This is a genomic window from Micromonospora polyrhachis (genome assembly GCF_014203835.1).
Taxonomy (GTDB): Bacteria; Actinomycetota; Actinomycetes; order Mycobacteriales; family Micromonosporaceae; genus Micromonospora_H; species Micromonospora_H polyrhachis.
This window is the reverse complement of record NZ_JACHJW010000001.1, coordinates 1,552,546-1,575,360: the sequence shown is the minus strand read 5'-3', so window position 1 is coordinate 1,575,360 and position 22,815 is coordinate 1,552,546. Positions and strand designations below refer to the sequence as shown.

Annotated in this window: 23 protein-coding genes; 13 read left to right on the top strand and 10 right to left on the bottom strand. The window is 70.0% G+C overall.

The genetic code is table 11. The features are described 5' to 3' along the window. Positions 1–213: 213 nt before the first annotated feature. Both FHR38_RS06335 and FHR38_RS06330 read left to right on the top strand, forming a co-directional pair. Entirely contained in the window at positions 214–1,173 is a 960-nt protein-coding gene (locus FHR38_RS06335) for a hypothetical protein (RefSeq protein WP_184533636.1), read from the top strand. Then, the gene (locus tag FHR38_RS06330) at positions 1,167–1,403 is read left to right on the top strand and encodes a hypothetical protein (protein ID WP_184533634.1); all 237 of its coding nucleotides are present in this window, start codon (positions 1,167–1,169) and stop codon (positions 1,401–1,403) included. The genes FHR38_RS06335 and FHR38_RS06330 overlap by 7 nt, the downstream gene beginning before the upstream one ends. Before the next feature lie 22 nt (positions 1,404–1,425). Here the strand turns inward: FHR38_RS06330 and FHR38_RS06325 are convergent, their stop codons facing one another. Together FHR38_RS06325 and FHR38_RS06320 are read right to left on the bottom strand one after the other, a co-directional pair. Further along, positions 1,426–1,629: a DUF397 domain-containing protein gene (locus FHR38_RS06325; RefSeq protein WP_184533632.1), complete on the bottom strand. Its 204-nt coding sequence runs from the start codon at positions 1,627–1,629 to the stop codon at positions 1,426–1,428. After that, positions 1,626–2,477, bottom strand: coding sequence for a helix-turn-helix domain-containing protein (locus FHR38_RS06320; protein ID WP_184533630.1), 852 nt, complete (start codon positions 2,475–2,477; stop codon positions 1,626–1,628). The genes FHR38_RS06325 and FHR38_RS06320 overlap by 4 nt, the downstream gene beginning before the upstream one ends. Positions 2,478–2,701: 224 nt before the next feature. Here FHR38_RS06320 and FHR38_RS06315 point away from each other — a divergent pair, with 224 nt between their 5' ends. Both FHR38_RS06315 and FHR38_RS06310 read left to right on the top strand, forming a co-directional pair. Further along, complete coding sequence (locus FHR38_RS06315; RefSeq protein WP_184533628.1) at positions 2,702–2,878, top strand: hypothetical protein; 177 nt, start codon at positions 2,702–2,704, stop codon at positions 2,876–2,878. Positions 2,879–2,893: 15 nt separating this feature from the next. Continuing rightward, a complete protein-coding gene (locus FHR38_RS06310; protein ID WP_184533626.1) occupies positions 2,894–3,127 on the top strand; it encodes a hypothetical protein in 234 nt (77 codons plus the stop codon). Positions 3,128–3,130: 3 nt separating this feature from the next. Here the strand turns inward: FHR38_RS06310 and FHR38_RS06305 are convergent, their stop codons facing one another. Both FHR38_RS06305 and FHR38_RS06300 read right to left on the bottom strand, forming a co-directional pair. Continuing rightward, positions 3,131–4,273 carry a tetratricopeptide repeat protein gene (locus tag FHR38_RS06305; protein WP_184533624.1) on the bottom strand — a complete coding sequence of 381 codons (1,143 nt, stop codon included), beginning with the start codon at positions 4,271–4,273 and terminating at the stop codon, positions 3,131–3,133. Between the two features lie 46 nt (positions 4,274–4,319). Next, a complete protein-coding gene (locus FHR38_RS06300; protein WP_184533622.1) occupies positions 4,320–5,675 on the bottom strand; it encodes an ATP-binding protein in 1,356 nt (451 codons plus the stop codon). Between the two features lie 289 nt (positions 5,676–5,964). Between FHR38_RS06300 and FHR38_RS06295 the strand changes: the two genes are divergently transcribed. Then, the gene (locus FHR38_RS06295) at positions 5,965–7,065 is read left to right on the top strand and encodes a D-alanine--D-alanine ligase family protein (protein WP_184533620.1); all 1,101 of its coding nucleotides are present in this window, start codon (positions 5,965–5,967) and stop codon (positions 7,063–7,065) included. A gap of 184 nt (positions 7,066–7,249) precedes the next feature. Here the strand turns inward: FHR38_RS06295 and FHR38_RS06290 are convergent, their stop codons facing one another. Continuing rightward, positions 7,250–7,861 (bottom strand): DUF3515 domain-containing protein, encoded by a 612-nt coding sequence (locus FHR38_RS06290; RefSeq protein WP_184533619.1) that lies wholly within the window; start codon positions 7,859–7,861, stop codon positions 7,250–7,252. Next, positions 7,862–8,095: an Lrp/AsnC ligand binding domain-containing protein gene (locus FHR38_RS06285; RefSeq protein ID WP_184533618.1), complete on the bottom strand. Its 234-nt coding sequence runs from the start codon at positions 8,093–8,095 to the stop codon at positions 7,862–7,864. It abuts the gene before it with no gap. Positions 8,096–8,352: 257 nt separating this feature from the next. Between FHR38_RS06285 and FHR38_RS06280 the strand changes: the two genes are divergently transcribed. Both FHR38_RS06280 and FHR38_RS06275 read left to right on the top strand, forming a co-directional pair. Further along, a complete protein-coding gene (locus tag FHR38_RS06280) occupies positions 8,353–9,291 on the top strand; it encodes a thiamine-phosphate kinase (RefSeq protein WP_184533617.1) in 939 nt (312 codons plus the stop codon). A gap of 177 nt (positions 9,292–9,468) precedes the next feature. Beyond that, positions 9,469–9,936 carry a GNAT family N-acetyltransferase gene (locus FHR38_RS06275; protein WP_184533616.1) on the top strand — a complete coding sequence of 156 codons (468 nt, stop codon included), beginning with the start codon at positions 9,469–9,471 and terminating at the stop codon, positions 9,934–9,936. 26 nt (positions 9,937–9,962) lie between these two features. On the opposite strand, the gene FHR38_RS06270 is transcribed toward FHR38_RS06275, so the two are convergent. From FHR38_RS06270 to FHR38_RS06260, 3 genes are all read right to left on the bottom strand, one after another. Further along, positions 9,963–11,204, bottom strand: coding sequence for an ATP-grasp domain-containing protein (locus FHR38_RS06270; protein WP_246446334.1), 1,242 nt, complete (start codon positions 11,202–11,204; stop codon positions 9,963–9,965). A 375-nt stretch (positions 11,205–11,579) separates the two neighbouring features. Beyond that, a complete protein-coding gene (gene rpmB / locus FHR38_RS06265) occupies positions 11,580–11,771 on the bottom strand; it encodes a 50S ribosomal protein L28 (RefSeq protein ID WP_184533614.1) in 192 nt (63 codons plus the stop codon). 180 nt (positions 11,772–11,951) lie between these two features. Further along, entirely contained in the window at positions 11,952–14,060 is a 2,109-nt protein-coding gene (locus FHR38_RS06260) for a PBS lyase (protein ID WP_184533613.1), read from the bottom strand. Between the two features lie 106 nt (positions 14,061–14,166). Between FHR38_RS06260 and FHR38_RS06255 the strand changes: the two genes are divergently transcribed. Continuing rightward, on the top strand, positions 14,167–15,921 hold the full coding sequence (locus FHR38_RS06255; protein WP_184533611.1) for a fatty acid kinase ATP-binding subunit FakA: 1,755 nt from the start codon (positions 14,167–14,169) through the stop codon (positions 15,919–15,921). Then, positions 15,918–18,173, top strand: coding sequence for an ATP-dependent DNA helicase RecG (gene recG, locus FHR38_RS06250; protein WP_184533609.1), 2,256 nt, complete (start codon positions 15,918–15,920; stop codon positions 18,171–18,173). The genes FHR38_RS06255 and recG overlap by 4 nt, the downstream gene beginning before the upstream one ends. A gap of 320 nt (positions 18,174–18,493) precedes the next feature. Here the strand turns inward: recG and FHR38_RS06245 are convergent, their stop codons facing one another. Beyond that, on the bottom strand, positions 18,494–19,993 hold the full coding sequence (locus FHR38_RS06245; protein WP_184533607.1) for a cell wall anchor protein: 1,500 nt from the start codon (positions 19,991–19,993) through the stop codon (positions 18,494–18,496). A 300-nt stretch (positions 19,994–20,293) separates the two neighbouring features. Between FHR38_RS06245 and rsmD the strand changes: the two genes are divergently transcribed. From rsmD to FHR38_RS06225, 4 genes are all read left to right on the top strand, one after another. Then, positions 20,294–20,857 (top strand): 16S rRNA (guanine(966)-N(2))-methyltransferase RsmD, encoded by a 564-nt coding sequence (gene rsmD, locus FHR38_RS06240; protein WP_184533605.1) that lies wholly within the window; start codon positions 20,294–20,296, stop codon positions 20,855–20,857. Next, complete coding sequence (gene coaD, locus FHR38_RS06235; RefSeq protein WP_184533603.1) at positions 20,854–21,354, top strand: pantetheine-phosphate adenylyltransferase; 501 nt, start codon at positions 20,854–20,856, stop codon at positions 21,352–21,354. The genes rsmD and coaD overlap by 4 nt, the downstream gene beginning before the upstream one ends. 277 nt (positions 21,355–21,631) lie before the next feature. Beyond that, positions 21,632–22,129 (top strand): F0F1 ATP synthase subunit B family protein, encoded by a 498-nt coding sequence (locus tag FHR38_RS06230; protein WP_184539310.1) that lies wholly within the window; start codon positions 21,632–21,634, stop codon positions 22,127–22,129. A gap of 118 nt (positions 22,130–22,247) precedes the next feature. Then, positions 22,248–22,811, top strand: a complete 564-nt coding sequence (locus tag FHR38_RS06225) for a YceD family protein (RefSeq protein ID WP_184533600.1) — start codon at positions 22,248–22,250, stop codon at positions 22,809–22,811. Positions 22,812–22,815 lie beyond the last annotated feature (4 nt).

Below are 22,815 nucleotides of genomic sequence, written 5' to 3'. Positions count from 1 at the left end.
GTGCTAGATGCTGCCCAGAGCACCAGGCCGGAGGCATTTTCAACCTGCTTTCAACCAAACGCTGGCAATGCCACCTGCACAGCGAATCGCTCACTCGAGAACCTAATGGCACGGCCCGGGGCGGGTGCTGGCAAGCGGTCTGCCTCCCCTTTTGGACTGAATCCCGCCCGTCCCGGAGCCGATCCAACGCAAGGAAGCGGAGGAGGGGGACGGGTGACGGAGACGACTGAGGCGACCAGCGCGGAATCGGCCGGGGATGCGGCTTGGGCGGTGTGGCAGGGGGTTGCCGAGCTGCGCGAGCTGGTGGTGGCCGTACCGCACGACGGGTCCGGTGACCGGACGGTCGTCCTGCACCGGGCGGCGGAGACCGTACGGCGGGCTACGAAGGTCGTCAACCGGGTCCGGAGCCAGACCGAGGGGGTCGGATCGCAGCCGCCCGAGGGCGATCCGACGGTCGTGGCGGCGATGGTGCAGTGGCAGGTGGGGGTGGGTTGTCTGGACCTGCTGACCGCCTGGCTGATGCACCGGGTCGCCTCGACGGCCGCGTACCCCGAACCACCCGGCGGCGGGAATCTGCGGCCGATGCGGCGGTCGCAGGTGGTGCGTGGGCTGCGGCAACAGTCCAGCCCGCCGGTGGATCGGCGGAACGCGGGGACGGTGGTGGCGGGCCGGCTGGTCGTACCGGTCCGCCACCACCGGGGGCCGCTGCCACCGTGCCGCTACGACCGCCGGGTCACGGTGGTCGGTCACGATCGGCTTCTTGACGGGTACGCCGAGCTGGTCGCCGCCGTCCTTCAGTTGGCGGCCCAGCGGCGGTTCGCGGCGGACGACCGGAGTGCGGCGAGTGTGCTCCGGTTCGTGGCCGGGGTGCAGGATCGCTACGACCCGTACGGCGGGGAGCTGGACCTGGCGACGATGGCCGAGCTGGTCCGGACCGCCATCAACCCGGCCGAGCCCGCCGAGCCAGCCAGGCAAGCCGAGCCAGCCAGGCAAGCCGAGCCCGCCGAGCCAGCCAAGCAGGTCGAGGCGGGATCGCTGGATCTCCGGTCGACGCAGCTGGTGGCCCTGCGGACGATGCTGCTGATCGAGCTGTTGGCGGCCCAGCGGCTGGATCGGGCGGCGCTGGCCGGGTTCTTCGCGGCGGCCATCGAAACCGGAGCGGGCCGGTGCTGAGCGGGCCGAGCGCCGGGGAGCCGGTGCCGTTGTCGGAGAAGATGGTGGCGCACTACCGGGACACGATGCTCGCCCATGCGGATGACCCAAAGCTGGGGGCGTGTCCGCGTTGTCTGCGTACCCGGTGTCCTGATTGGTGGTGGGCGTACGAGCGGCTGGCCGCCGCCGGACGACTGACCGACCTGCCCGGTCCTGCGTCGTCCGGCGGCGGCGTTGGGGCCCCGGAGTAAAGCGTGGTGGTGCCGGCCGCCGTCAGGCGGCGTCGGCGATCGGGGTGGCTTTGGCGAAGGCGGCCCAGGCGGTGGGGGAGAAGCTGAGCGTCGGGCCGGCCGGGTCCTTCGAGTCGCGTACGGCGATGGTGTCGGCGACGGCGGCGACCTCGACACAGGCGCCCTGGTCTCCGCTGTAGGTGCTCTTGCGCCAGTTGGCGTCGCGCAGGGTGTTACTCGGTGTCATGGTCGTTGTCCTTTCAGGAGATTGTGGATGGTGTCGCGGCTGGCGGCAGGGCTCAGCGCGACGGACCGCAGATGTTCCATGATCTTCGTGCAGGTACGGAGATCGGCCGGGCGGTCCAGGATCAACTGCCCGGCGACGGTCTCGACCGAGGCGAGGATCGGATCTTCTGGGTCGGCGAATTCGAGGATGTGCAGCGAGCCGCGGGTGCCTCGGTGGTAGCCGGACTTGAGCGGGATGACCTGCACGGAGACGTTCGGCAACTCAGAGATCTTGAGCAGGTGCTGGAGTTGGGCGTCGTTGACGGCCTTGCCGCCGACCGGCCGCAGCAGGGCACCTTCGTCGACGATGGCTTCGATGATGGGCGGATCGGTGCCGACCAGTCGCTTCTGCCGGTCCATCCGGATCTCGACCCGCTCCTCCACCTCCTCGTCGCTGAGGGTGTGCGGGCCGCCCCGCATGATCGCCCGAACGTAGTCGGCGGTCTGGAGCATGCCGGGGACGATCGACGGTTCGAAGTTGGCGATGGCGGTCGCCTCGGCTTCGACGGCGATGAAGTCGATGGTGCGGCGGTCGAGTAGGTGCGAGTAGGACACCCACCAGCCGGGCTTGCGGGCGTCCTTGGCGAGTTGGACCGCTGCGGCCAGGTCGTCCTCGCTCACCTTGTAGACGGTCAGTAGGCCGTGCACTGTCGCCGGACTGGGCAGGCCCTGGGCGTTCTCGTAGCGCGACAGGGTGCTACGGGTGCTGCTGATCTGGTCAGCGGCTTCTTCGAGCGTGAGTCCGGCCGCCTCTCGGTGCTTGCGCAGGGCGATACCGAGTCGGCGTCCGCGAGCGGTTTTCGGGGCCATGCATAGATCCTGACACACGTTTGCGAGAAAGTGTGCATGAGAGAACGGCCGTGAGAGTTGCATTCATGCGTTCGCAGATGCCAATCTGTTAGTGCGTCCTCACCGCCGGTTGTCGTGGCGACGGTGGTGGTGGGTGACCGCGAGGGGAAATGAGGTGCACGGCGATCGGTTCTCCCCGTTCCCGATCGCCGTGTTCCTCCCGCCACCAAGCTGGAGGGAGTCGGATGCCGACCACCGGTTTCTGGCCCCGGGTCTCGCGGTGCCGCTGGTGCGCGAATCCGGTGCTACGGGACAACGACGGGGCGTGGATCCACGCCAACCTGGCCTACGTCTGCCGAGACCGGTCGGGCGGGCTGGCCGCCACTACGGCCGAGCCCGAGGTGACCCGCCGTGCGGACTGACCATGGTGATTCCCGGTGACGCGCTTCCTGGTGGTGCTCACCGACGTCCGACCGCTCACCATCGCCGGGCGTAACGAGCGGCTCATCCCGGAACGCCGCCGTCAGGTCGTCGGTGCGACCAGCCGAGAGGCGGCCGACAAGATCGCTGGTGCGTTCATGGCGCTGGGCATGGTTAGGGCCGGTCGGCAGCGGGTCAAGGTGATCGCGGTCGGTCGGCGACAACTGGTCCCGGCCAGCCCACCGGCCTGACCGTCAGGGCCGACCGTCGAGGCCGATCCCCGGGCTGACGCCGGGGTCGGGTCGGGGGTGCAGCCGGAACCAGCACCGGCGGGCCAGGTAGTAAACCTCGCCGAAGAACCAGTTACGCGCCCGTAGGAGCAGCAGCAACAGCGGCCAGCCGGCCAGCGCGCTCCCGATCGCCTCCAGGGCGGTCGGCAGATGACCACCGACGAGCATCAACAGCCCGGCCGCGGCGAGGGAGACCACCCGCAGCGGCCCGGTCACGAAATTGAGCTGAGACCGGTACGTCCGCAGCAGGGTACGGGTGGCGTGCGGCAACCGGCCCAGCCGCCACCGCAGGAACAGGGTCACACCGAGCGTGCCCGCCACCAGCACCGCCGCCGCGCTGGTCGTACCGGCCCAGCCGTCGAGGTTCTCCAGCAGCCCGGCGACCGCGATGGTGACCAGTATCTGGAGTAGACAGGCCACATCGGTCAGTAGCCACAGCATCCGTCGGGCGGCCAGGATCGAGGTGCGCAGGGTGGCCGGGTCGTTGGGGGATGCGCTCAGCGCCGCCCCCAGGGTCGGTGCGGCACGCAGGGCCCGGCCCCGGTCGGCGTCCAGGGCGGCGAGGGCGCGCATCGTCCTCGGGTCGCCCGGCGCGATGGCCAATGCCCGTTCGTACGCGGCGCGGGCCCGGCCGAACTCGGCCATCCGGCGCTGCGCGTTTCCCTCGGCCCGGTGGACGTCCACATCGTGCGGTGCGAGTTGGCGGGCTCGCGCCGTACTCGCGGCGGCGGCGAGGACGGCCCGGGTGCCACCGATGGCCAGCAGCGCGTACGCCCGCATGATCTCGGCCTCGGCGTCGTCCGGGGCGAGGGATCGGGCCTGGTCGGCGGCGGCCAGCGCCTCGGCGTACCGGCCCAGCTTCCGTAGCGCCACCGAGCGGCTGCGATGCGCGGCCGGGTTTCCCGGTGCGGCTGCCGCCGCCCGGTCGGCCGCGTCCAGCATTTCGACCGGCTGTCCCGCCTGCTGGTGGCAGTACGCCAGCAACAACAGGGCGAAGACGTGGTGCGGTTCGCTGGCCAGCACCGAGCGCACCGCGTCGAGGGCGGCGGTGATCCGGCCGAGTTGGGCGAGGTGCCGGGCCCGTGCCAGCTGTGCCGGGGCTGTCATCGGGGCTGCTTCCGTCTAGGTGGTCCGGGCGGTCTCCGTGCGACGGTCAGAGCAGCTTGCGCTTCTTCAGGTACGCCGCGAGTTCGTCGTAGAGTCCGCCCTCGTTGGCGAACTTGGCGACGTTGCGGGCACTGGCGAACCAGGAGCTGACCGAGGGACGCACCTCCCGTAGCGCCTGGTCGAAGTCGCGTTGCTCGATCATCCGCACCTCGCCGGAGCGGATGGAGTCGGCCATCGCGAACTCGGCGGCGGTCTCGCACAGGTGGGCCAGGTCCGCGCCGGAGAAGTCCTCGGTGGCGGCCACCAACCGCCGCAGGTCGATGCCGGCGATCGGCCGGTCCCGCAGGTGGTACTCGATGATCGCGGCGCGGGCCGGTGGGTCCGGCGGGAGCACCAGCACCATCCGGTCGAGGCGACCGGGGCGGCGTAGTGCCGGATCGACGTCCCACGGGGTGTTGGTCGCGGCGAGTACGAAGACACCCTCGTTGCTGCCCTCCATACCGTCCAGTTCGGCCAGCAACTGGTTGCCCAGCACCCGCATCGACGAGGAGGAGATGTGCGAGCGCTTGTGGCCGAGGGCGTCCACCTCGTCGAGGAAGAGTACGCACGGCGCGTTGCGGCGGGCGGTCTGGAACAGCTCGTGCAGGTTTCGTTCTGACGTGCCGATGTACATGTCCAGGACCTCGACAATGGACAGGGAGAGGAACTTCGCCCCCATCTCACCGGCGATCGCCCGAGCCAGGAAGGTCTTGCCGCAGCCAGGCGGGCCGTACAGCATCAGGCCGCCACGCAGACTCTTGCCGTACAGCTTGCGCAGTTCGGGGTTGCGCAGTGGGCCGAGGAAGGCCAGCTCCAGGCGTTCCTTGACGTCGGTCATGCCGCCGACGTCGGCCAACCGGATCGTGGTGGTCTCCACGTCGAAGGCCCGGTCCTCGTTACCGGTCACCGGCTCCGGCTGGGTGGTGACGGTGGCGAACCGGGGTGGGACGACCTCGGACAACTCCTGCTCGTAGTCGGTCAGTGAGGAGGCCGTAGTGGCGGGTGCCGGCGATGGCGTTGGCGGTGCCGGCGTCGCTGTCGTGGTGGTCGCGTTCGGCTCGGTGGCGGCGGTCGACTGGACAGAGGGGGCGGGGGCGGCTGTGGCGGCGGTCGACTGGGTGGTCGCGTTCGGCTCGGTGGCAGTGGTCGACTGGGCGGCCGGGCCGCGCAGTGCCCGTTGCATCAACGTCTGCGCCTGTGTGTTGTCCGGGTCCCGGGCCAGCACCTGCGCGACGTGCGCGATCGCCGCTCCGACCTGGCCGGCGTCGAGCAGCAGACCGGTCAGGTGTAGCCGCAGCGGCAGGTCCTCCGGGCGGTCCTCCAGAGCGGCGGTGAGGCTGACGATGAGGGGTTCGTGGCTCACAAGGCCGATACCCTACCGTTCGTGCCCGTCCGGGACGGACCGCTTTCGCCTGACCAGGTACGCGGGTAGCAGCAACGCCGAGCAGCCAGCCGGATATCGAAGCACGATTCGCCCAGGGACGACCTCGCCGCTACGTTCTGTTTGATTAACCACGGTTCCACCGGCCAGGACCCGAAGGTCGGCCACGCAGAGTAGGGTCACCCGCGTGAGCGCGAGGAGCGGGTACGGTCCGGCGGACCTCCTCCTCTTACCGTTGCGGCGTACGCAGTCGCGAACGAGAGGTGACTCTTTGACCACCCCACGTAAGACCCGCGTGGCTGTCGTCTTCGGCGGCCGCAGCACCGAGCACGGGATCTCCTGCGTCAGTGCGGGCAGCATCCTCGCCGCCCTCGACTCGGACCAGTTCGAGGTGGTGCCGATCGGCATCACGCGGGCCGGCCAGTGGATGTTGGCCAGCGGTGACGGCGACAAACTCGCCATCGACGACCGGCGGCTGCCGGAGATCACCGCCGGCACCGGGGCTGCGGTGGTCCTGCCGGCCGATCCGACCGGCAACGGGCTGATGGTCCTGGACGCCCCGGACGGTCCCCGTGCCCTGGCCGGCGTCGACCTGGTGTTTCCGGTGCTGCACGGCACGTACGGCGAGGACGGGACCATCCAGGGATTACTGGAGATGGCGGACATTCCGTACGTGGGCTCCAACGTCTTCGCCTCGGCCGCCGCGATGGACAAGGAGTTCACCAAGAAGCTCTGCGCCGCCGAGGGCATTCCGGTCGGACCGTACGCGGTGCTGCGTAACGGGACGACGCTCGGCGAGGCCGACAAGGAGCGGCTCGGGCTGCCGGTCTTCGTGAAGCCGGCCCGGGGCGGCTCGTCGTACGGGGTGAGCAAGGTCTCCGACTGGGCCGACCTGGACGCGGCGATCGAGGCGGCGCGGCAGGTCGATCCTAAGGTGCTCGTCGAGGCGGCGGTCGTCGGTCGGGAGATCGAGTGTGGGGTGCTGGAGAGCGACGCCGGTGGCGCGCCGGAGGCGTCCCCACTGGCCGAGGTGCGGGTTCTGCCGGGGCGTGACTTCTACGACTTCGAGGCCAAGTATCTCGACGAATCCTGCGAGTACGACCTGCCCGCCCGCCTGCCCGAGGAGGTGACCCGTCAGGTCCAGGAGTACGCCTGCCGGGCGTTCACCGCCCTGGACTGCGCCGGCCTGGCCCGGGTCGACTTCTTCGTCACCGACGACAACCAGGTCTACCTCAACGAGCTGAACACCATGCCGGGCTTCACCTCGACGTCGATGTTCCCGCGGATGTGGGCGACGGCCGGACTGGAGTATCCGAAGCTGGTCGACCGGTTGATCCGCAACGCGTTGAGTCGGGGCACCGGCCTGCACTGATTCCGCTGTCTCGGACCGCTGGCACCGGAACGGCCCTCGGTCGACGACTCGTCGACCGAGGGCCGTTTCCTGCTTCGTCTTGGCTGAGGCTTCCTGCTTCGTCGTGGCTCAGGCTTCCTGGTTCTGTCCTGGCTCAGGCTTCCTGGTTCTGTCCTGGCTCAGGCAGTGCGGCCGAACAGGGGGCTCAGCCGGTGCAGCCGAACGGGACGTCCTTCGCGGTCGGCACCGAGGAGACCAGGGCCTCGGAAAGCGAGGGGATCCACTGCAACGGGGCCTCGTAGGCGCTGGGCACGGTCACCTGTACCGGCACCTCGCGGTCGACCGTGGTGAGCACCGTCGGATCAGTATTCTCCTTGCCCTCCTTGGCGTGCCAGCACACCGCGTTGACCACCCACAACTTCTCCTCCGGGTGGTACGACGGGAGGGTCGCGCCGCAGGCCACGGTGAGCGCCGGGTCACCGTACGCGGCGTTCTGCTCGGCACCGGCGGTCACCGGCCGTTGGGTCAGGTCCCGGACGGTCGCCGGCAGCTTGGCCAGCAGCGCGCGGCAGACCAAGGTCGCCCGTTCCGCCAGCGGAGGTGCGGCCATCTCGACCGGTGCGCTCGACTGGGCGCGGGGGGTGGTGGGCGACGGGCTCGGCTCGTCAGCCGGGGCGTCCGGACGGAGCGCCACGAAACCGAGGATTGCGACTAGTACGGTCACTGGCAGGGCGACGAGCGTGGCCCACAGCGCAGCACTACGCGTGGTCCGGTCCTTGCGCTCCTGCTCAGGCCGCACCGGGGTGAGCTGTTCCACTTACAGTTGCACCACCGAACATGTGACGGTACGCGTGATGCCCGGCACCAGTTGTACCTTGCTGACAATCATTTTTCCCAACTCGTCGACGTTGTGTGCCTCGGTGAGCACGACCACGTCGTACGGGCCGGTCACCGCGTCGACGCGAACGACTCCGGGAATATCCGTGATGGACGCGGCCACGTCACGCGCCCTGCCGACCTCGGTCTGGATGAGGATGTACGCCTGTACCACGATCCGACTCCCGTCCGCCGCCGCAGAGCGGCTCGACCGTGAAACTACCGTACGGACCAGGGCGGATGTCTATCGGTGGTTGAGGAGGCGACAGTGAGCAAGGGAATCGGTCGATTCGGTGAACCCCGAACTGGCCCGGAGCCCGCAGAGCAGTACCGCGGGGCGGTGAAATCGACGGGGCCGTTCGGCTTGCCGTACTACGCGGTCGCGGCCCCGCCGCGTACGCTTCCGGGCGTGAAACGCCAGGATATGCCGATATGAGTGTCGCGCGGGTCGGCGAGTTCGGGCTGATCGCCCGGGTGACCGCTCGGCTGGGGGTCGGACCCACCTGCCTGCTCGGGCCGGGTGACGACGCAGCCGTGGTCAGTGCGCCCGACCGACGGGTGGTCGCCTGCACGGACGTACTCGTGGAGGGCCGGCACTTTCGACGGGACTGGTCCAGCGCCACGGACATCGGGCACCGGGCGGCGGCGGCCAACCTGGCCGACATCGCGGCGATGGGTGCGATCCCTACCGCGCTGCTCGTCGCGCTCTGCCTGCCACCGGACGTGGACGTGCGCTGGGCCGAGGAGTTGGCCGACGGCCTGGCCGCCGAGGCGGCCCTGGTCGGGGCGAGTGTGGTCGGCGGGGACATGTCCGCCAGTACCACCCTCACCGTTGCCGTCACCGCCCTCGGTGACCTGGGCGGCCGGGCACCGGTGGTCCGGGACGGGGCGCAGGCCGGGGATGTGGTCGCCATCGCCGGTCGACTCGGCTACGCTGCCGCCGGCTACACCGTGCTCTCCCGTGGGTTCCGTACGCCGAAACTGCTGGTGGAGGCGTACCGCCGGCCGCAGGTGCCGTACGGAGCGGGGCCGCAGGCCGCGGTGCACGGGGCCACCGCCATGATCGACGTGTCGGACGGGTTGCTGGCCGACCTGGGGCACGTGGCCACCGCCAGCCGGGTCGGGATCGACCTGTGCGCGGACGCCTTCGACGTGCCGCAGCAGATGCGGGACGCGGCGAACGCGCTCGGCGTCGATCCGTACTCCTGGGTGCTTGGCGGTGGGGAGGATCACGCGCTTGCCGCCACCTTCCCCGAGGACCACGGGATACCCGACGGTTGGCGGATGGTGGGGCACGTCGTACACGGCGGTGGGCTGACCGTGGACGGCAAGCCATACAAGGGCAGTGCCGGCTGGGACCACTTCCGCTGAGCCAGCACACCTGCCCGCCCGATCCCCGCCTGCCCGCCCGTGCGCCTGCCTGCCTGTCAGTATGTGCGCCGCCTTTCTGCCCGTCCGAGCCCGCCCGCTTTGGTGTGGGGAAGGGCCTCTCTGCCGGCTGGAAGCGATGGCCAAGGGGCCTTCCCGACACCTGGGTAGGCTCTAGCGGTGAGTGAGATCGAAATCCGGGTCGTACGTTTCGACTCTGCGGTGGCCCGGCAGTTGACGACCGCCGCGCTGGCCGAACTCGGGGCTCGTTACGGCGGCAGCGGGGACGAGACACCGGTCGACGCGGCCGAGTTCGAGCCCCCGGCCGGGGCGTTCCTGGTGGCATACCTGGCTGGCGAGCCGGTGGGCTGTGGCGGCTGGCGTGGCCACGGCGAGGGGGGCGACACCGCCGAGCTGAAGCGGATGTTCACCACGACGTCCGCCCGGGGGCGGGGTGTGGCCCGTGCGGTGCTGGCCGCGGTGGAGGAGTCGGCCCGGGAGTACGGGTGCAAGCGGATGATCCTGGAGTGTGGCGACAAGCAGCCCGAGGCGATCGCGATGTACCGCAGCGGTGGCTACGAGCAGATCGAGAACTTCGGCTACTACCGGGATGCCCCCGGCTGCATCTCCTTCGGCCGCACCCTCTGAGACCGGTCACCGGGTGGGAGCGACGCTCAGACCACCGTCACCTGGATGGCGTCGGCGGCGGTACGGGCGTTCGTCTCGGCCTGGGTCGGGGTGTCGCCGAGCGCCATGATCTGCCCGATCCGGTCGTCGGAGGAGGTGACGGCGTGAACCTGTGCGCCTGGCTCGACGGTGACCTGTGCGTCCACGACGCCCGGGGTGTGGCTCGCCTGCTGGACCCCGGCCACCGCGATCACCCGGCCGGGCGGGGCGGTGAGGAACTGCACCGCCGCCGCCCTGGCGGCCTCGCTCGGTAGGGTCAGCCGGTCACCGCGCAGCACCCGAAGGTAGATTTCGATGAAGCGGAATTCGTAGGCCATCGAGATGAGGGTGCTGATGCTGTCCCCGGGGAGCCGCGCCGCGCACTCCACCAGGGTCGGTATGCCCGCCTGGACGATCCATTCGCTGTGCAGGACGCCGCTGCCGAAGCGGGCCGCGGTGGCCAGGGCTTCGGCCGAGGCGAGCAGCCTGGTGCGGAGTTCGGCGGTGATCGGTGCCGGTACGGTGTGTCCGAGTTCGACCGGGAACCGGCCGGGCACCAGCCGTTTGGCGGTGACGTTGCGGAAGATTACCTGGCCGGCGCTGACCAGTAGTTCGACGCTGAACTCCGGCCCGGTCAGGGCCTGTTCCAGGAGCACGTCGGTCGGTGTGCCGGGCCGGGTGGTGTCCGGTTCGGCGGTGTGCGACCAGCACTCGGCGATCTGGGTGTGCGCGTCGATGAACTGCACGCCGCTGCTGCCCTGCCGGTTGGTGGGTTTGAGCACGCATCTGCCGCCGACCTCGGCGAAGAACTTCTCCGCCTCGTCGGGACCGCGGACCAGCCGGTGGACCGGGTTGGCGATGCCGTTGGCGGCGGCCAGCTGACGCATCTGGTACTTGTCCCGGAAGATGTCCCCGGCCGGCAGCCCGGCACCGGGCAGTCCCAGTCGGTCGGCGAGCCGGGCGGCGGCGCCGACGGCGTACTCCAGCCCGGGGACGACCAGGGTGGCGGTGGCCAGGCCCGGTTCGCGGGCCAGCAGTTCGTCGAGGTCGAGGTCGGTACGGTATTCGGCGGCGATGAGCCGGCCCACCACCGGAGTCCGCCGGACGACCCGTTCGAGATCATGGTCACGGATGCCGTCCGGAGTCTCGATGATCACGACACTGCGGTCCGGCAGGTACTCCGACTGCCAGGCCAGTAGCCCCAGCGGGCACCCGACGAGTACGAGTTCCTCCTGGCCTAGCTGGATCATCAAAGCGGTCCTCCGGGGGCGACACAGGTTGTCCCGAAGTGCGCCGCTCTGGGGGATCGATGGTGCGCCCTCCGGTTTGCGACCTCAGCCGCATCTGTGGCGCTAATTGTGGCGGCAGCCACCGCCGGAACTACTCCGATGGACGTCCGCCAAATTACGACCGAAGGTCCGCGCGATGTGTCGGTCAATCGAAGGGATGCCCGCCGGGTGGCCAATCCTGTCGTTCTTAAAGAGGCCCTCTTTGAAGAGTCGTCCTTTGGGAGTTGTCTTTTTGGGAGGTCGTTCCGAAGTGCCGGAAACACGACATTGCCGGCGGATCACATGGATCCGCCGGCAACGGCGAAGTTGACAGGAAGGGCCGAGCCCCGCCTCAGGTCAGGCGCGGGCGACCTTGCCGGCCTTGATGCACGAGGTGCAGACCTGGAGCTTACGGGTGGTCCCGCCACCGGCCGGGGTACGCACCGACTGGATGTTCGGGTTCCAGCGGCGGTTGGTCTTCTTCTTCGACCACGGCACGTTGTGGCCGAAGCCCGGACCCTTGCCACAGACGTCGCACACGCTAGCCACGGGATACTCCTGGGATTGATCGTTCATGAGGGCGTGCAAAGACATCGCCCTCGGCAACCTGGTCAGGTTACCCGATGCCCCACCGCCCCGGCCAACCGGCTCCGGCCTGCGGCGGAACCGGTTGGCGACGGAGCGGGAAAGTATCCGTGAGGCCGTGGGAGAGGCGACCGGTGCCGGAGCCTAGCCGAGGGCGGCCAGCGCCGCCCGGCAGATGCCGAGCAACTCCTCGTCGTCGGTGACCTGCGCACTGCTGTAACCGCCGTCCATGGCGTTGTGTCGGCGTACCCGACCCAGCTCCTCGGTCAGCAGCGGCCGTGCAGCAGCGGCGTCCGGGCCGATCTCCGCCCAGACCGAGGCGACGACCCGACGCGTGTGTGGATTCTGGTGCCAGGTCAGATCCAACGTCGGCAACGCCGGTACGGGGTCGCGGGTCACCCGCCACAGCGCCCGCGCCGCGCTCAGGGGAAGCCAGCCGAACCGGTCCCTGCGGCGGGTGAGCCGCCGGAGTCGACCGGCTCGGGTCCGTGCCGCCGGTCCCAACTCGGCGAGGATCTCCACGGCGTCGCGCTGGGCGTACTCGTTGCCGTCGAGATATCGGTCGGCGACGTCGAGTGCGGCGTCCGCGTCCCCGGCGACCAGCCACAACGCCTTCACAGCAGCGGTCGCGGTCGCCCGGTCCGGTGACTGTGCGGCCGCCCGCAGGATCGGCAGGGCCTCGGCCGTCGGGCCGATCGCCGCGAGTGCCCGCAGTACGGCCGGGGTGACCGGCAGGTCCACCATCTCGGGCAGGGCCTCGGCGGCGGCCGGACCGATCCGGGCGAGCGCCGCCACGAGACTGTCCCGCCGGTCGTCGCGTGGATCGTCGGTGGGCAGATCGTTCAGCCGGCGGCGGATCACCGGGACGAGAGACGCGGCCTGCGCGCCGTAGCCGGCGACGAGGTAGCCCACGTCGCGGGGCAGCTGTTCACGGTCCAGCACCCAGGCCAGCATCGGCAGGGCGCGCGGGTCACCGGTACCGGCGAGGGCACGTAGGCCGGGCCCGACCGTCGGCAACCCCTGCGCCCACTCGATCACCCAGGGTGTCTGCCCGTCGGTGCTTGGGTGCTGCACCCGCTCGGCGGTGGTCAATGCCGCCACCAGGGCGTCGACGGCGGGGGCGGCGAGCCCGCCCAGGTTCTCCAGGAGGTGTACGGCACGTGGGCCGAGCTGCGGCGGTTGCCCGGCGCGGAGCTGGTCGCCGACCAGGGCGATCAGCTCCGCGTAGTCACCACGCCACCGGTCGACGAGGTTGCCCGCCGGGTACAGCGCGTCGAGTCGGCACTCCGGATCTGGTGAGCGCAGTAGGGCGGTCAGCAGGCGTACCCGATCGGTCACGCGGTCGCCGAACGAGGCGGCGACGGTACGGACCAGTGCGGCAGCCTGGGGAGCATGGCGTCCCTCGTCGCTCTGTTCACGCCGTTGCCGGATCGCGCCGAGCAGAGTGTCGGTCTCGAACCCAGCGGGCGGTGTGGTGGGCGTACCCGTGCGGTAGATCGCGTCGATCAGGGGAAGCACGTCGTCGACCTCGATCAGCGGCCGGCTGCCCGGTTGGCCGTCGGACGCGACAGCGCTGTCCGGCAGGGAGGCGAGTTCGGTCAGGACCACCAGCCGCAGTTGCGGGTCGGGCTCGGTGGTGAGCAGCCCGGCCAGTCGCTCACGCACTGGCCCGACGCTGGTGCCACGGCGGGCCAACTCGGCCGCACCCCGCATGATCGCCGCCCGGACCATCGGGTCCTGCTCCTCGGGGAGCCGGTCGAGCAGCCGGGTGACCGCCGCCGACGCCTGACCCGGGCAGGCTGGCAGGACCGCGATCGCCGCCGCGCGTACCTGCGGGTCCGGGTCGTCGGCCAGCAACCCCACAAACATCGGGTACGCCTCGGCGACCGCCTGGTTGGCCTTCCGGTACGGGCCGGTCAACCCGGTCGGGTCCTCGGCACTGCCGATGCTGGCCAGCAGGTGTAGCACCTCGGCCCGCCCGGGCAACTCGCCGCACCCAGCGATACGGAGCAGGAACGGAATCGTCGCGACCGTGCAGGGATACACGTCGCCCTGGTGGTGGACCGCGCCGTACATCTGGTCGAGGGCCACCTCCCGGATGGCGGGGTCGGGGTCGGCCAGGTTGCGTAGCAGTCCGGGAACCTCGGCGGCGGAACCGTAGGCGTGCCGCATACGACCCCAGCGGATTTCGTCGAGACCGGCGAATGGATCGCGTCTCGGCCAGCAGGCCGACCTGGTCGGATCATCCGTCATGCTGCGGCATCCTGCCCGAACGGTCCGACAGCGCTCGTCCTCGGCGCGGCTACGGGCCGGAGTGCGTGGTCAGCAGCCTGTCGGGGGACGCCAGTAGGCTTTGCCCATGCTGGAGAGCGTGGACGCCGCCGCCGTACACCGGTGGTGCGCGGACGGGCTCGCCGCCCTCAAACGGCATCAGGGCGAGATCGACGACCTCAACGTCTACCCGGTTCCCGACGGGGACACCGGCACCAACCTGGTGCTCACCCTGACCTCTGCCCACCAGGCGCTCACCTCCGGTCTGGAGATTCCGCGTGGTCTGTCCGCCACACCGCAGGGGGAGTCGACCGGCCACGGGCGGGCGTTACGGCTGATGGCTCGGGGAGCGTTGCTCGGTGCCCGGGGCAACTCGGGGGTGATCACTGCACAGATCCTGCGCGGTCTCGCCGACACGCTGGCCCCGGTGCCGCAGGTGCGCGGGCGGGCGCTGACGGCCGGGCTGCGTACCGCCGCCTCGGCGGCCTACGCCGCAGTGGCCCGGCCGGTCGAGGGCACCCTGCTGACCGTGATCGGGGCGGCGGCGTCCGCCGCCGAACGCGCCGACACCGACGACCTCGCCGAGGTGACCCGGGTCGCCGCCTCGGCCGCCGCCGACGCGTTGGGCCGTACCCCGGACCAGCTGCCCGAGTTGGGCCGTGCCGGAGTGGTCGACGCCGGCGGCCGGGGCCTCTGCGTCCTGCTTGACACCCTGGTCGAGGTGGTCACCGGCGAGCGTCCGCACCGGCCGGCCACCGCGCCGCCCCCGGTCGGTCGGGCGGGGACCGCGTCCCGGGAGACCGGTTCCCCGGAGTACGCCTACGAGGTGCAGTACCTGCTCGACGCCGACCACCCGGCGGTGGAGCGGCTGCGGGCGGTGCTGGCCGGGCTCGGCGACTCGCTGGTCGTGGTCGGCGACGGAGCCGCCCCGTCGGAGACGTCCACCTGGCGGGTGCATGTCCACGTCGACGACGTGGGCGCTGCGGTGGAGGCCGGGGTGGTGGCCGGTCGACCACACCAGATCTCCGTCACCCGCTTCGCCGACCAGGTGCCCGTCGCCTGTCCGGCTGATGGGCGGCCCGAGGCGGTCCACCCGGTCGACGACCGGTCGGGGACGGTCCGTCCAGCCGGCCCCGGTCGGGCAGTGGGGAGTTCCGATCGGGCGGCCGCATCCGGTCGGGCAGTGGGGAGTTCCGATCGGGCGGCCGTGGTGTTGGCCGCCGGGGCCGGACTCACCGAACTGTTACGTGCCGAGGGGGTCACGGTGGTGACCGACCTTCCGTCGACCGGCGACCTGCTGGCGGCGATCCGGTCGACCGGTGCCGCCCAGGTGGTGGTGCTGCCCAACGGCCCCGACACCCAGGCGGTGGCCGGCGCAGCGGCCCGAGCCGCCGTACCACTCGGGGTGAAGGTCAGTGTCGTGCCCACCCGGTCACCGGTGCAGGCGCTGGCCGCGCTGGCCGTACGCGATCCGGCCCGCCCGTTCGAGGATGACGTGATCGCCATGGCGGAGGCCGCCGGGGCCTGCCGCTACGCCCAGATCTGCTACGCCAGCCGAGAGGCGCTGACCGTGGCCGGCCGGTGTCAGCCCGGTGACGTGCTCGGCCTGGTGGACGGCGAGGTGCACCTGATCGGTGCCGAACTGCTGGCCACCTGCGAGGCGCTGCTCGACCGGCTGTTGGGCGGTGGGGGCGAGTTGGTGACCCTGTTACTCGGCGCGGACGCGCCGGACGGGCTGGTTGACGCGGTCCAGGCCCACGTGGCCCGCCGGTGGCCCTTCGTCGAGGTGCACGACTACGTCGGTGGGCAACCGCACTATCCGCTGCTGGTGGGGGTCGAGTGACCGAGCAACAGTCCACGATGGACACGCCGCTGAAGAAGCTGGTCGGGGAGAAGACGGCCAAGGCCCTGGCCAGCCATCTCGACCTGCACACCGCCGGTGACCTGGTCTACCACTTCCCCCGGCGGTACGACGAGCGCGGCGAGCACACCGACATCCGGTCCCTGGACGTGGGCGAGGAGGTGACCGTACTCGGCCAGGTGCGTCGTACCGCGGTCCGGCCGATGCGGCAGCGGCGCGGCAACCTGCTGGAGGTCACCGTCGAGGACGGCTCGGGCGGGCAGCTCACCCTGACCTTCTTCGGAAACCAGGCGTGGCGGGAACGGGACCTGCGGCCCGGCCGGTGGGGACTGTTCGCCGGCAAGGTCACCGAGTTCCGGGGCAAACGCCAACTCAACGGCCCGGACTACGTGCTGCTCGGCGACGGTCCGGCCGATGGCGAGGTGGCGGCCACCGACGACCGGTCTGAGCCGGCCAGGTCACGTGACGCGGGGTCAGACTGGTCGCCCGAGATCGAGGAGTTCGCCGGGGCGATGATCCCGGTCTATCCGGCCGCCTCGGCGGTGCCCACCTGGGTCATCGCCCGCTGCGTACGGGTGGTGCTGGACACCTTCACCCCGCCCGAGGACCCGCTACCGGCGACCGTACGGGCCAGCCACAACCTGATCGGCCTGGGACCGGCCCTGCGGGAGATCCACCGGCCGTCCACCAAGGAGGACCTCTATCGGGCCCGGCACCGACTGAAGTGGGACGAGGCGTTCGCCGTACAGATCACGTTGGTGCAGCGCAAGCATCGGGCGGCGGCCTGGCCGGCGCAACCCCGCCCGGCGCGCGAGGCCGGCCTGCTCGCCGCCTTCGACGCGAAACTGCCGTACGAGCTGACCGGTGGCCAGGTCACGGTCGGGGGAGAGATCGCCGCCGACCTGGCCACCGCGCATCCCATGCACCGGCTGTTGCAGGGGGAGGTCGGCTCCGGCAAGACGCTGGTGGCGTTGCGGGCCATGCTCCAGGTCGTCGACGCCGGTGGCCAGGCGGCACTACTCGCCCCGACCGAGGTGCTCGCCGCCCAGCACTACCGGGGCATCCTCGACCTGCTCGGTCCGCTCGGTCGCGCCGGTGAGCTGGACGGCGACCCGGACGGCACCCGGGTCGCCCTGGTCACCGGTTCGCTCGGCGCGGCGGCTCGTCGGCACGCGCTGGAGGAGGTGGCCAGCGGCCGTGCCGGCATCGTCCTGGGCACCCACGCCCTGCTCTACGAGGGGGTCGACTTCGCCGACCTCGGCCTGGTGGTGGTGGACGAGCAGCACCGGTTCGGGGTGGAGCAGCGCGACGCGTTGCGGGCCAAAGCCGAACAGCCGCCGCACGTGCTGGTGATGACGGCGACGCCGATCCCGCGAACGGTGGCGATGACCGTCTACGGGGACCTGGAGGTCTCCACCCTGTCCCAACTGCCGAGCGGGCGCTCGCCGATCGCGTCGCACGTCGTACCGGCCGCGGAGAAACCGGCCTTTCTGGACCGGGCCTGGCGTCGGTTACGCGAGGAGGTGGCCGCCGGCCATCAGGCGTACGTGGTGTGCCCGCGTATCGGCACCGGGCCGGAGTCCGAGGAGGAGCCGCCGTCCGGGGACGAGTCGGCCCGCCGGCCTCCACTGGCCGTCACCGAGGTCGCGCCGCTGCTGGCCGAGGGGCCACTGCACGGGCTGCGGATCGGGGTGCTGCACGGACGGTTGCCGGCCGACGAGAAGGACACGGTGATGCGTACGTTCGCCGCCGGTGACCTGGACGTGCTGGTGGCGACCACGGTGATCGAGGTTGGTGTCAACGTGCCGAACGCGACCGTGATGATCGTGCTGGACGCCGACCGGTTCGGCATGTCCCAGCTGCACCAGTTGCGCGGCCGGGTCGGGCGGGGTACGGCACCCGGGCTGTGCCTGTTGGTCTCCGAAACGTTGGAGGGTTCACCGGCCCGGGAACGGCTGGACGCGGTCGCCTCGACCACGGACGGGTTCCGACTGGCCGAACTGGACCTGGAGCAGCGCCGCGAGGGGGACGTACTCGGAGCCACCCAGTCCGGGCGGCGCTCGCACCTGCGGTTGTTGTCACTGTTGCGGGACACCGAGTTGATCCGGGCCGCTCGGACCGAGGCGATCACCCTGGTCGAGGACGATCCGGAGCTGACGCGACATCCCGCCCTGGCCGCCTCGGTGGCGACCCTGGTCGACGAGGAACGCGCCGGCTACCTGGAGAAGGGCTGACCCCCGCTCTCCCCGTTGATCATGAAGTTGTGGCGCCGGAATGTCGCATTTCGGTGCCACAACTTCATGATCAACCCCTCCTGGGGGCCTGTGGCCGGGGACTTTGGGAGTCTGCGGTGTTTTGTGGATGCCCTTGAACGGGGGCGGAGGGTCGGGAAAGGCGCCGAGGGCGGGCTGACCGGGTTCGGTCAACCCGCCCTCGGGCGGTCAATTCAGTTGTGGTTCTGGCTTACCGCCCCACTGGGCCAGGCTCAGCTTTCAGTGGGTCAGGCTTACCGTCCCACTGGGCCAGATGCAGCCTCAGGGGGCCAGGCTCAGCCTCAGGCGGTGAACCGCAGCCGGCGGCGACGAGCCACCAGGAACAGGGCGACACCGGCACCCAGCAGGATGACGGCACCTGCCGCGATCCCACCGGCGGCGGCACCGGTCACCGGCAGGCCACCACCGCCACCACCGCAGGTGGCCGGCTTCTCGTAGACCGCCTCGAACGGCTCGACGTCCAGGCCCTCGAAGGTGACGGTCGCGGCGGTTCCGGTTTCCTTGGCTGGGAACTTGACGGTCTTGGTCTCACCGGCCGGCACGGTCACCGTCTCGGTCTTGCCGCCGAAGGCGATCTTCGCGGTCGCCGGGGTGACACCCTCCGGGTTCTTCACCGCGACGGTGAAGTTCTCGCAGTCGGACTCGACGACCACGGTCGGCAGGGCGCAGTCCTCCGGCCGCTGCCAGGTGTAGGTCTTCGGCTCGATGCCGTCGGCCGTCACCACGATCTCGGCGGCGTCGCTGGCCGGGACCTCGACGCTTTCGGCCTTGTTGGGGGCGACGGTGACCTTCTTGCTGAAGTTGCCGGCGGTGATGGTGAACTCCACCGGGTACTTGCTGATCTTGCCGTTGTTGCTCAGGTTGACGATCACCGTGCCGTCGCAGTTGGACACGAAGTCCATGGCCGGCTGCTGGCAGGCCTTGGTACCGCCGTTGTACCAGCCCTGCGGGCCCTTGGACCGGCTGCCCGGCGCACCCGGGCTGCCCAGCTTCTTGTTGCCGTAGGTCGGGCCGTCCTTGACGATCTCCTCGATGACCTGGTCCCGGCCACCCCAGATCAGGTCGACCTGGGTGTTGCAGTCCGGCAGTTCGACCTTCAGCTCGATCTTGGTCTTGCCGGCCTCGATGGTGTCCGTATCCGGTTCGCCATAGACGTACTGCGGGACGGAGAACTCCGGCCGGGGCGCGAAGTACGACACCAGGGTGAACGACTGCTTGACGCCCTGGCACAGCGGCAGTTCGCCGTCGAGTTCGACGGTGGCGACGCCGTTGGGACCGTCGAAGGTGTGCTTGAACTTCGCCTGACCGGCCTCGACGCAGGGCGGCGGTGTCTGTGCGCAGGTGTCCTTGCCGAGGTTGACCCGGCCCTTGCTGGTGTTCTCGTACTTGTTCTTGCCCTCCGAGGTCTTTCCATCCTTGGACCAGCGGGCGAAGACGGTCAGCTCGACCGTTCCGGTTGCGTCGCCGGGCACCTCCTGGACGCCGGAGACCGAGTCACCCTTCTTGCCCTTGGGGGTGAGAACGGTGCCCTGGATGTCCTTGACCGGAGTGTCGATGCTGGACTTGACCTCGACCAGGGTGGCGTACTTCTTCGTTTCGCTGTGGGTCACGGTCCAGGTGATGACCTTCTTGCCGGTGGTGGGCTCGCAGACCACCGTGCCCTTGATCTCGGTGTGGTGGGCGCTCGCGGGCGCGGCGACGGCTACCGCCGCCGTGAGGCCGACGAAGACGGCCCCCAGAAATGCCAGCGGTCGCTTTAGCGACAGCTTTGGACGGATCACGCGTGCTCCTGGAAGAGAGGGGGGTAGAAGCGTGGCGACAAGGCGGCGAACGTGGGGATCGGATCTTTTCGAATAAGTGCCCGATGCCGGACGGTCGGCCAACCGTGCCCGCCCAGCGCCAGACCTTAACGGTTGCGCACCCGCCGCAACGTCCCTCAGGGAATCTTAAGAATGATGTTGTGAAGCCGAGATGAATCCTCTACCGAACGTGAGTGCGCACCCTGTTTTTGCCTACTTCCCGTGTCGATCAGGCGACAGTCGACCTTCGCGTAACGTCAAGGTCATGCAGGGAGGACAGAGGTGACCCGGATCATCGCCGGAACGTTTGGTGGTCGGCGCATCGTCGCGCCAGCCGGGGCGAACACCCGACCTACTTCCGACCGGGTGCGCGAGGCGCTATTCAGTGCTTTGGACACCATGACCGACCTGACGGACAGTCGATTCCTCGATTTGTACGCCGGATCTGGTGCGGTCGGGTTGGAAGCATTGTCCCGAGGGGCCGGTCACGTACTACTGGTCGAATCCGATCCCAGGGCCGCCCGGATCATTCGGGACAACCTGGCGACGCTGCGCGCCACCCCGGCCGCGAAGCTGGCGACCGGCAAGGTGGCGCAGGTGCTCGCCGCCGGCCCGGAGGGCGGACCGTACGACGTGGTCTTCGCCGACCCGCCGTACGCCGTACCCGACGAGGAGGTCGCCGCGATGCTGGCCGCACTCGCCGACGGTGGCTGGCTGGCGGCGGACGCCGTGGTCGTGGTGGAACGCTCCACTCGTAGCGGAACGGTCGAGTGGGTGGAAGGAGTCACTGCGCAGCGCAGCCGGCGGTACGGGGAGACCACACTTTGGTACGGTCGCCGCTCATGAGACGTGCGGTCTGTCCCGGCTCGTTCGATCCGGTCACCAACGGTCACCTGGACATCATCGGTCGGGCTAGCCGACTGTTCGACGAGGTGATCGTCGGTGTGCTGATCAATCAGTCGAAGAGTGGTCTGTTCACCATCGACGAGCGGCTCGACATGCTCCGCGAGGTGACCGCCTCCTACCCGAATGTCCGAGTCGAATCCTTCCGCGGGCTGCTGGTGGACTTCTGCCGCGCCCAGCAGGCGGCAGTCCTGATCAAGGGCCTGCGGGCGGTCAGCGACTTCGACTACGAGTTGCAGATGGCGCAGATGAACATCGGGCTCGCCGGGGTCGAGACGCTGTTCATGCCGACCAACCCGCTCTATTCGTTCCTGTCGTCGAGTCTGGTCAAGGATGTGGCCAAGTGGGGCGGAGACGTCTCGGCGCACGTCCCGGACCTGGTCGGTGACCTACTGCGGCAGCGGCTCACCGCGAACCGGGAGCCCGGTCAGCCCACCTGACCACCTACAGCGGGTGGACTCGCCCGGCGGGGGGTGGGCTCGCCCAGCCGGCCGGGGGCACTCAGCCGGTGGGCCCGGCCAGCGGGTGGGCCCGACCCGCCGGGCCGCGCCGGTGGGGTCTGGTGCGAGGCGATCGGGCAGTGCGGCGACGCGCCGCGCGGAAAGAGGTTTGGCCACCAGGTTGTGTCCGGGACGCATCATTGGGTGAGCTGCAACTCGGTCGGACGTCGCATCATGGAGGTTCGGCTGACTAATGACAGGCAGGAGTGAGGTACCGGTGGACCCGCTCGACCGCATCGACGAGATCATCGCCATGGTGGAGGCGGCGCGATCCGTCCCGATGTCGCGCAACAACTGCATGGTGGACCGCGGGGAAATGATCGCCATTCTCGACGAGATGCGCGCCGAACTCCCCGCCGACCTGCGTCGGGCCGCTGTGCTCCTGGCGGAGCGGGACAAGATCATGGACGCCGGGAAGCGGGAGGCCGACCGGATCATCAGCGAGGCGGAGGCCGAGCACGCCCGGCTCGTCTCGGTGAACGAGATCACCGTATCGGCGGAGCACGAGGGGGCCCGGATCGTCGCGGAGGCGCGGGCCGAGGCCCAGCGGCTACGCGAGGAGGTCGACGACTACGTCGACACCGCGCTGGCCAACTTCGAGCAGTTCCTCACCCGGGCGCTTGCCTCGATCGAGCGCGGCCGGGACAAGATGCACGCGCTCCGGGAGATCGGGACCTTCGCCGCCGAGGAGAGCGAGCGTCCCCTGTCGTTCTGAGTTGCCCTCGGCGTCTTGAGTTGCCCTCGGCCTGCCTCGGCAGGGTGCCCCGGTTCGACGTTGGGCTCCCTGCCCAGGTAACCTGACATGTCGGCCGCACACAGGCCGGAGTCTGACTATGCCTAAACCTTCGCCAAAGACACTCAGCCCCAGGTCGCCGCTGGTCCTCGACACGAGGGAACTGCCGCGCCGACCTGGCGCGTTGCGTACGGTCGAGCGGGTGGTGCCGGCGCCGGCGGACCTCGGGCTGGAGCTGATCGGTGTGCCAGAGGGCGCAGACCTGAGCCTCAACCTGAGGCTTGAGTCGGTGTCCGAGGGCGTGCTCGTCTCCGGGACCGTCTCCGGCCCCATCGAAGGCGAGTGTGGCCGCTGCCTGCGCCCGATCAGGGACTCGCTGGCTGTCAAGATCCAGGAGCTGTACGCCTACGAGAACAGCACCACGGACGAGACGGCCGACGAGGACGAGGTGGGCCGGATGCAGGGCGATCTGATCGACCTGGAGCCGGTGTTGCGGGATGCGGTGGTGCTCACACTGCCGACCAACCCGCTGTGCCGAGACGACTGCCCAGGGCTGTGCCCCGAATGCGGGGTGCACTGGGACGAGCTGCCGGCTGACCACAGCCACCAGCAGATCGACCCCCGCTGGGCTGGCCTGTCGCAACTGACCCGTCAAGAGGAGTAAGAAC

Excerpts from the sequence above, each read along its gene's own strand:
- FHR38_RS06325 (WP_184533632.1), bottom strand. The coding sequence starts at position 1,629 with ATGACACCGAGTAACACCCTGCGCGACGCCAACTGGCGCAAGAGCACC.
- coaD (WP_184533603.1), top strand. The coding sequence starts at position 20,854 with ATGAGACGTGCGGTCTGTCCCGGCTCGTTCGATCCGGTCACCAACGGT.
- FHR38_RS06270 (WP_246446334.1), bottom strand. The coding sequence starts at position 11,204 with ATGATCCAGCTAGGCCAGGAGGAACTCGTACTCGTCGGGTGCCCGCTG.
- FHR38_RS06280 (WP_184533617.1), top strand. The coding sequence starts at position 8,353 with ATGAGTGTCGCGCGGGTCGGCGAGTTCGGGCTGATCGCCCGGGTGACC.
- FHR38_RS06225 (WP_184533600.1), top strand. The coding sequence starts at position 22,248 with ATGCCTAAACCTTCGCCAAAGACACTCAGCCCCAGGTCGCCGCTGGTC.
- FHR38_RS06255 (WP_184533611.1), top strand. The coding sequence starts at position 14,167 with ATGCTGGAGAGCGTGGACGCCGCCGCCGTACACCGGTGGTGCGCGGAC.
- FHR38_RS06305 (WP_184533624.1), bottom strand. The coding sequence starts at position 4,273 with ATGACAGCCCCGGCACAGCTGGCACGGGCCCGGCACCTCGCCCAACTC.
- FHR38_RS06315 (WP_184533628.1), top strand. The coding sequence starts at position 2,702 with ATGCCGACCACCGGTTTCTGGCCCCGGGTCTCGCGGTGCCGCTGGTGC.
- FHR38_RS06260 (WP_184533613.1), bottom strand. The coding sequence starts at position 14,060 with ATGACGGATGATCCGACCAGGTCGGCCTGCTGGCCGAGACGCGATCCA.
- FHR38_RS06320 (WP_184533630.1), bottom strand. The coding sequence starts at position 2,477 with ATGGCCCCGAAAACCGCTCGCGGACGCCGACTCGGTATCGCCCTGCGC.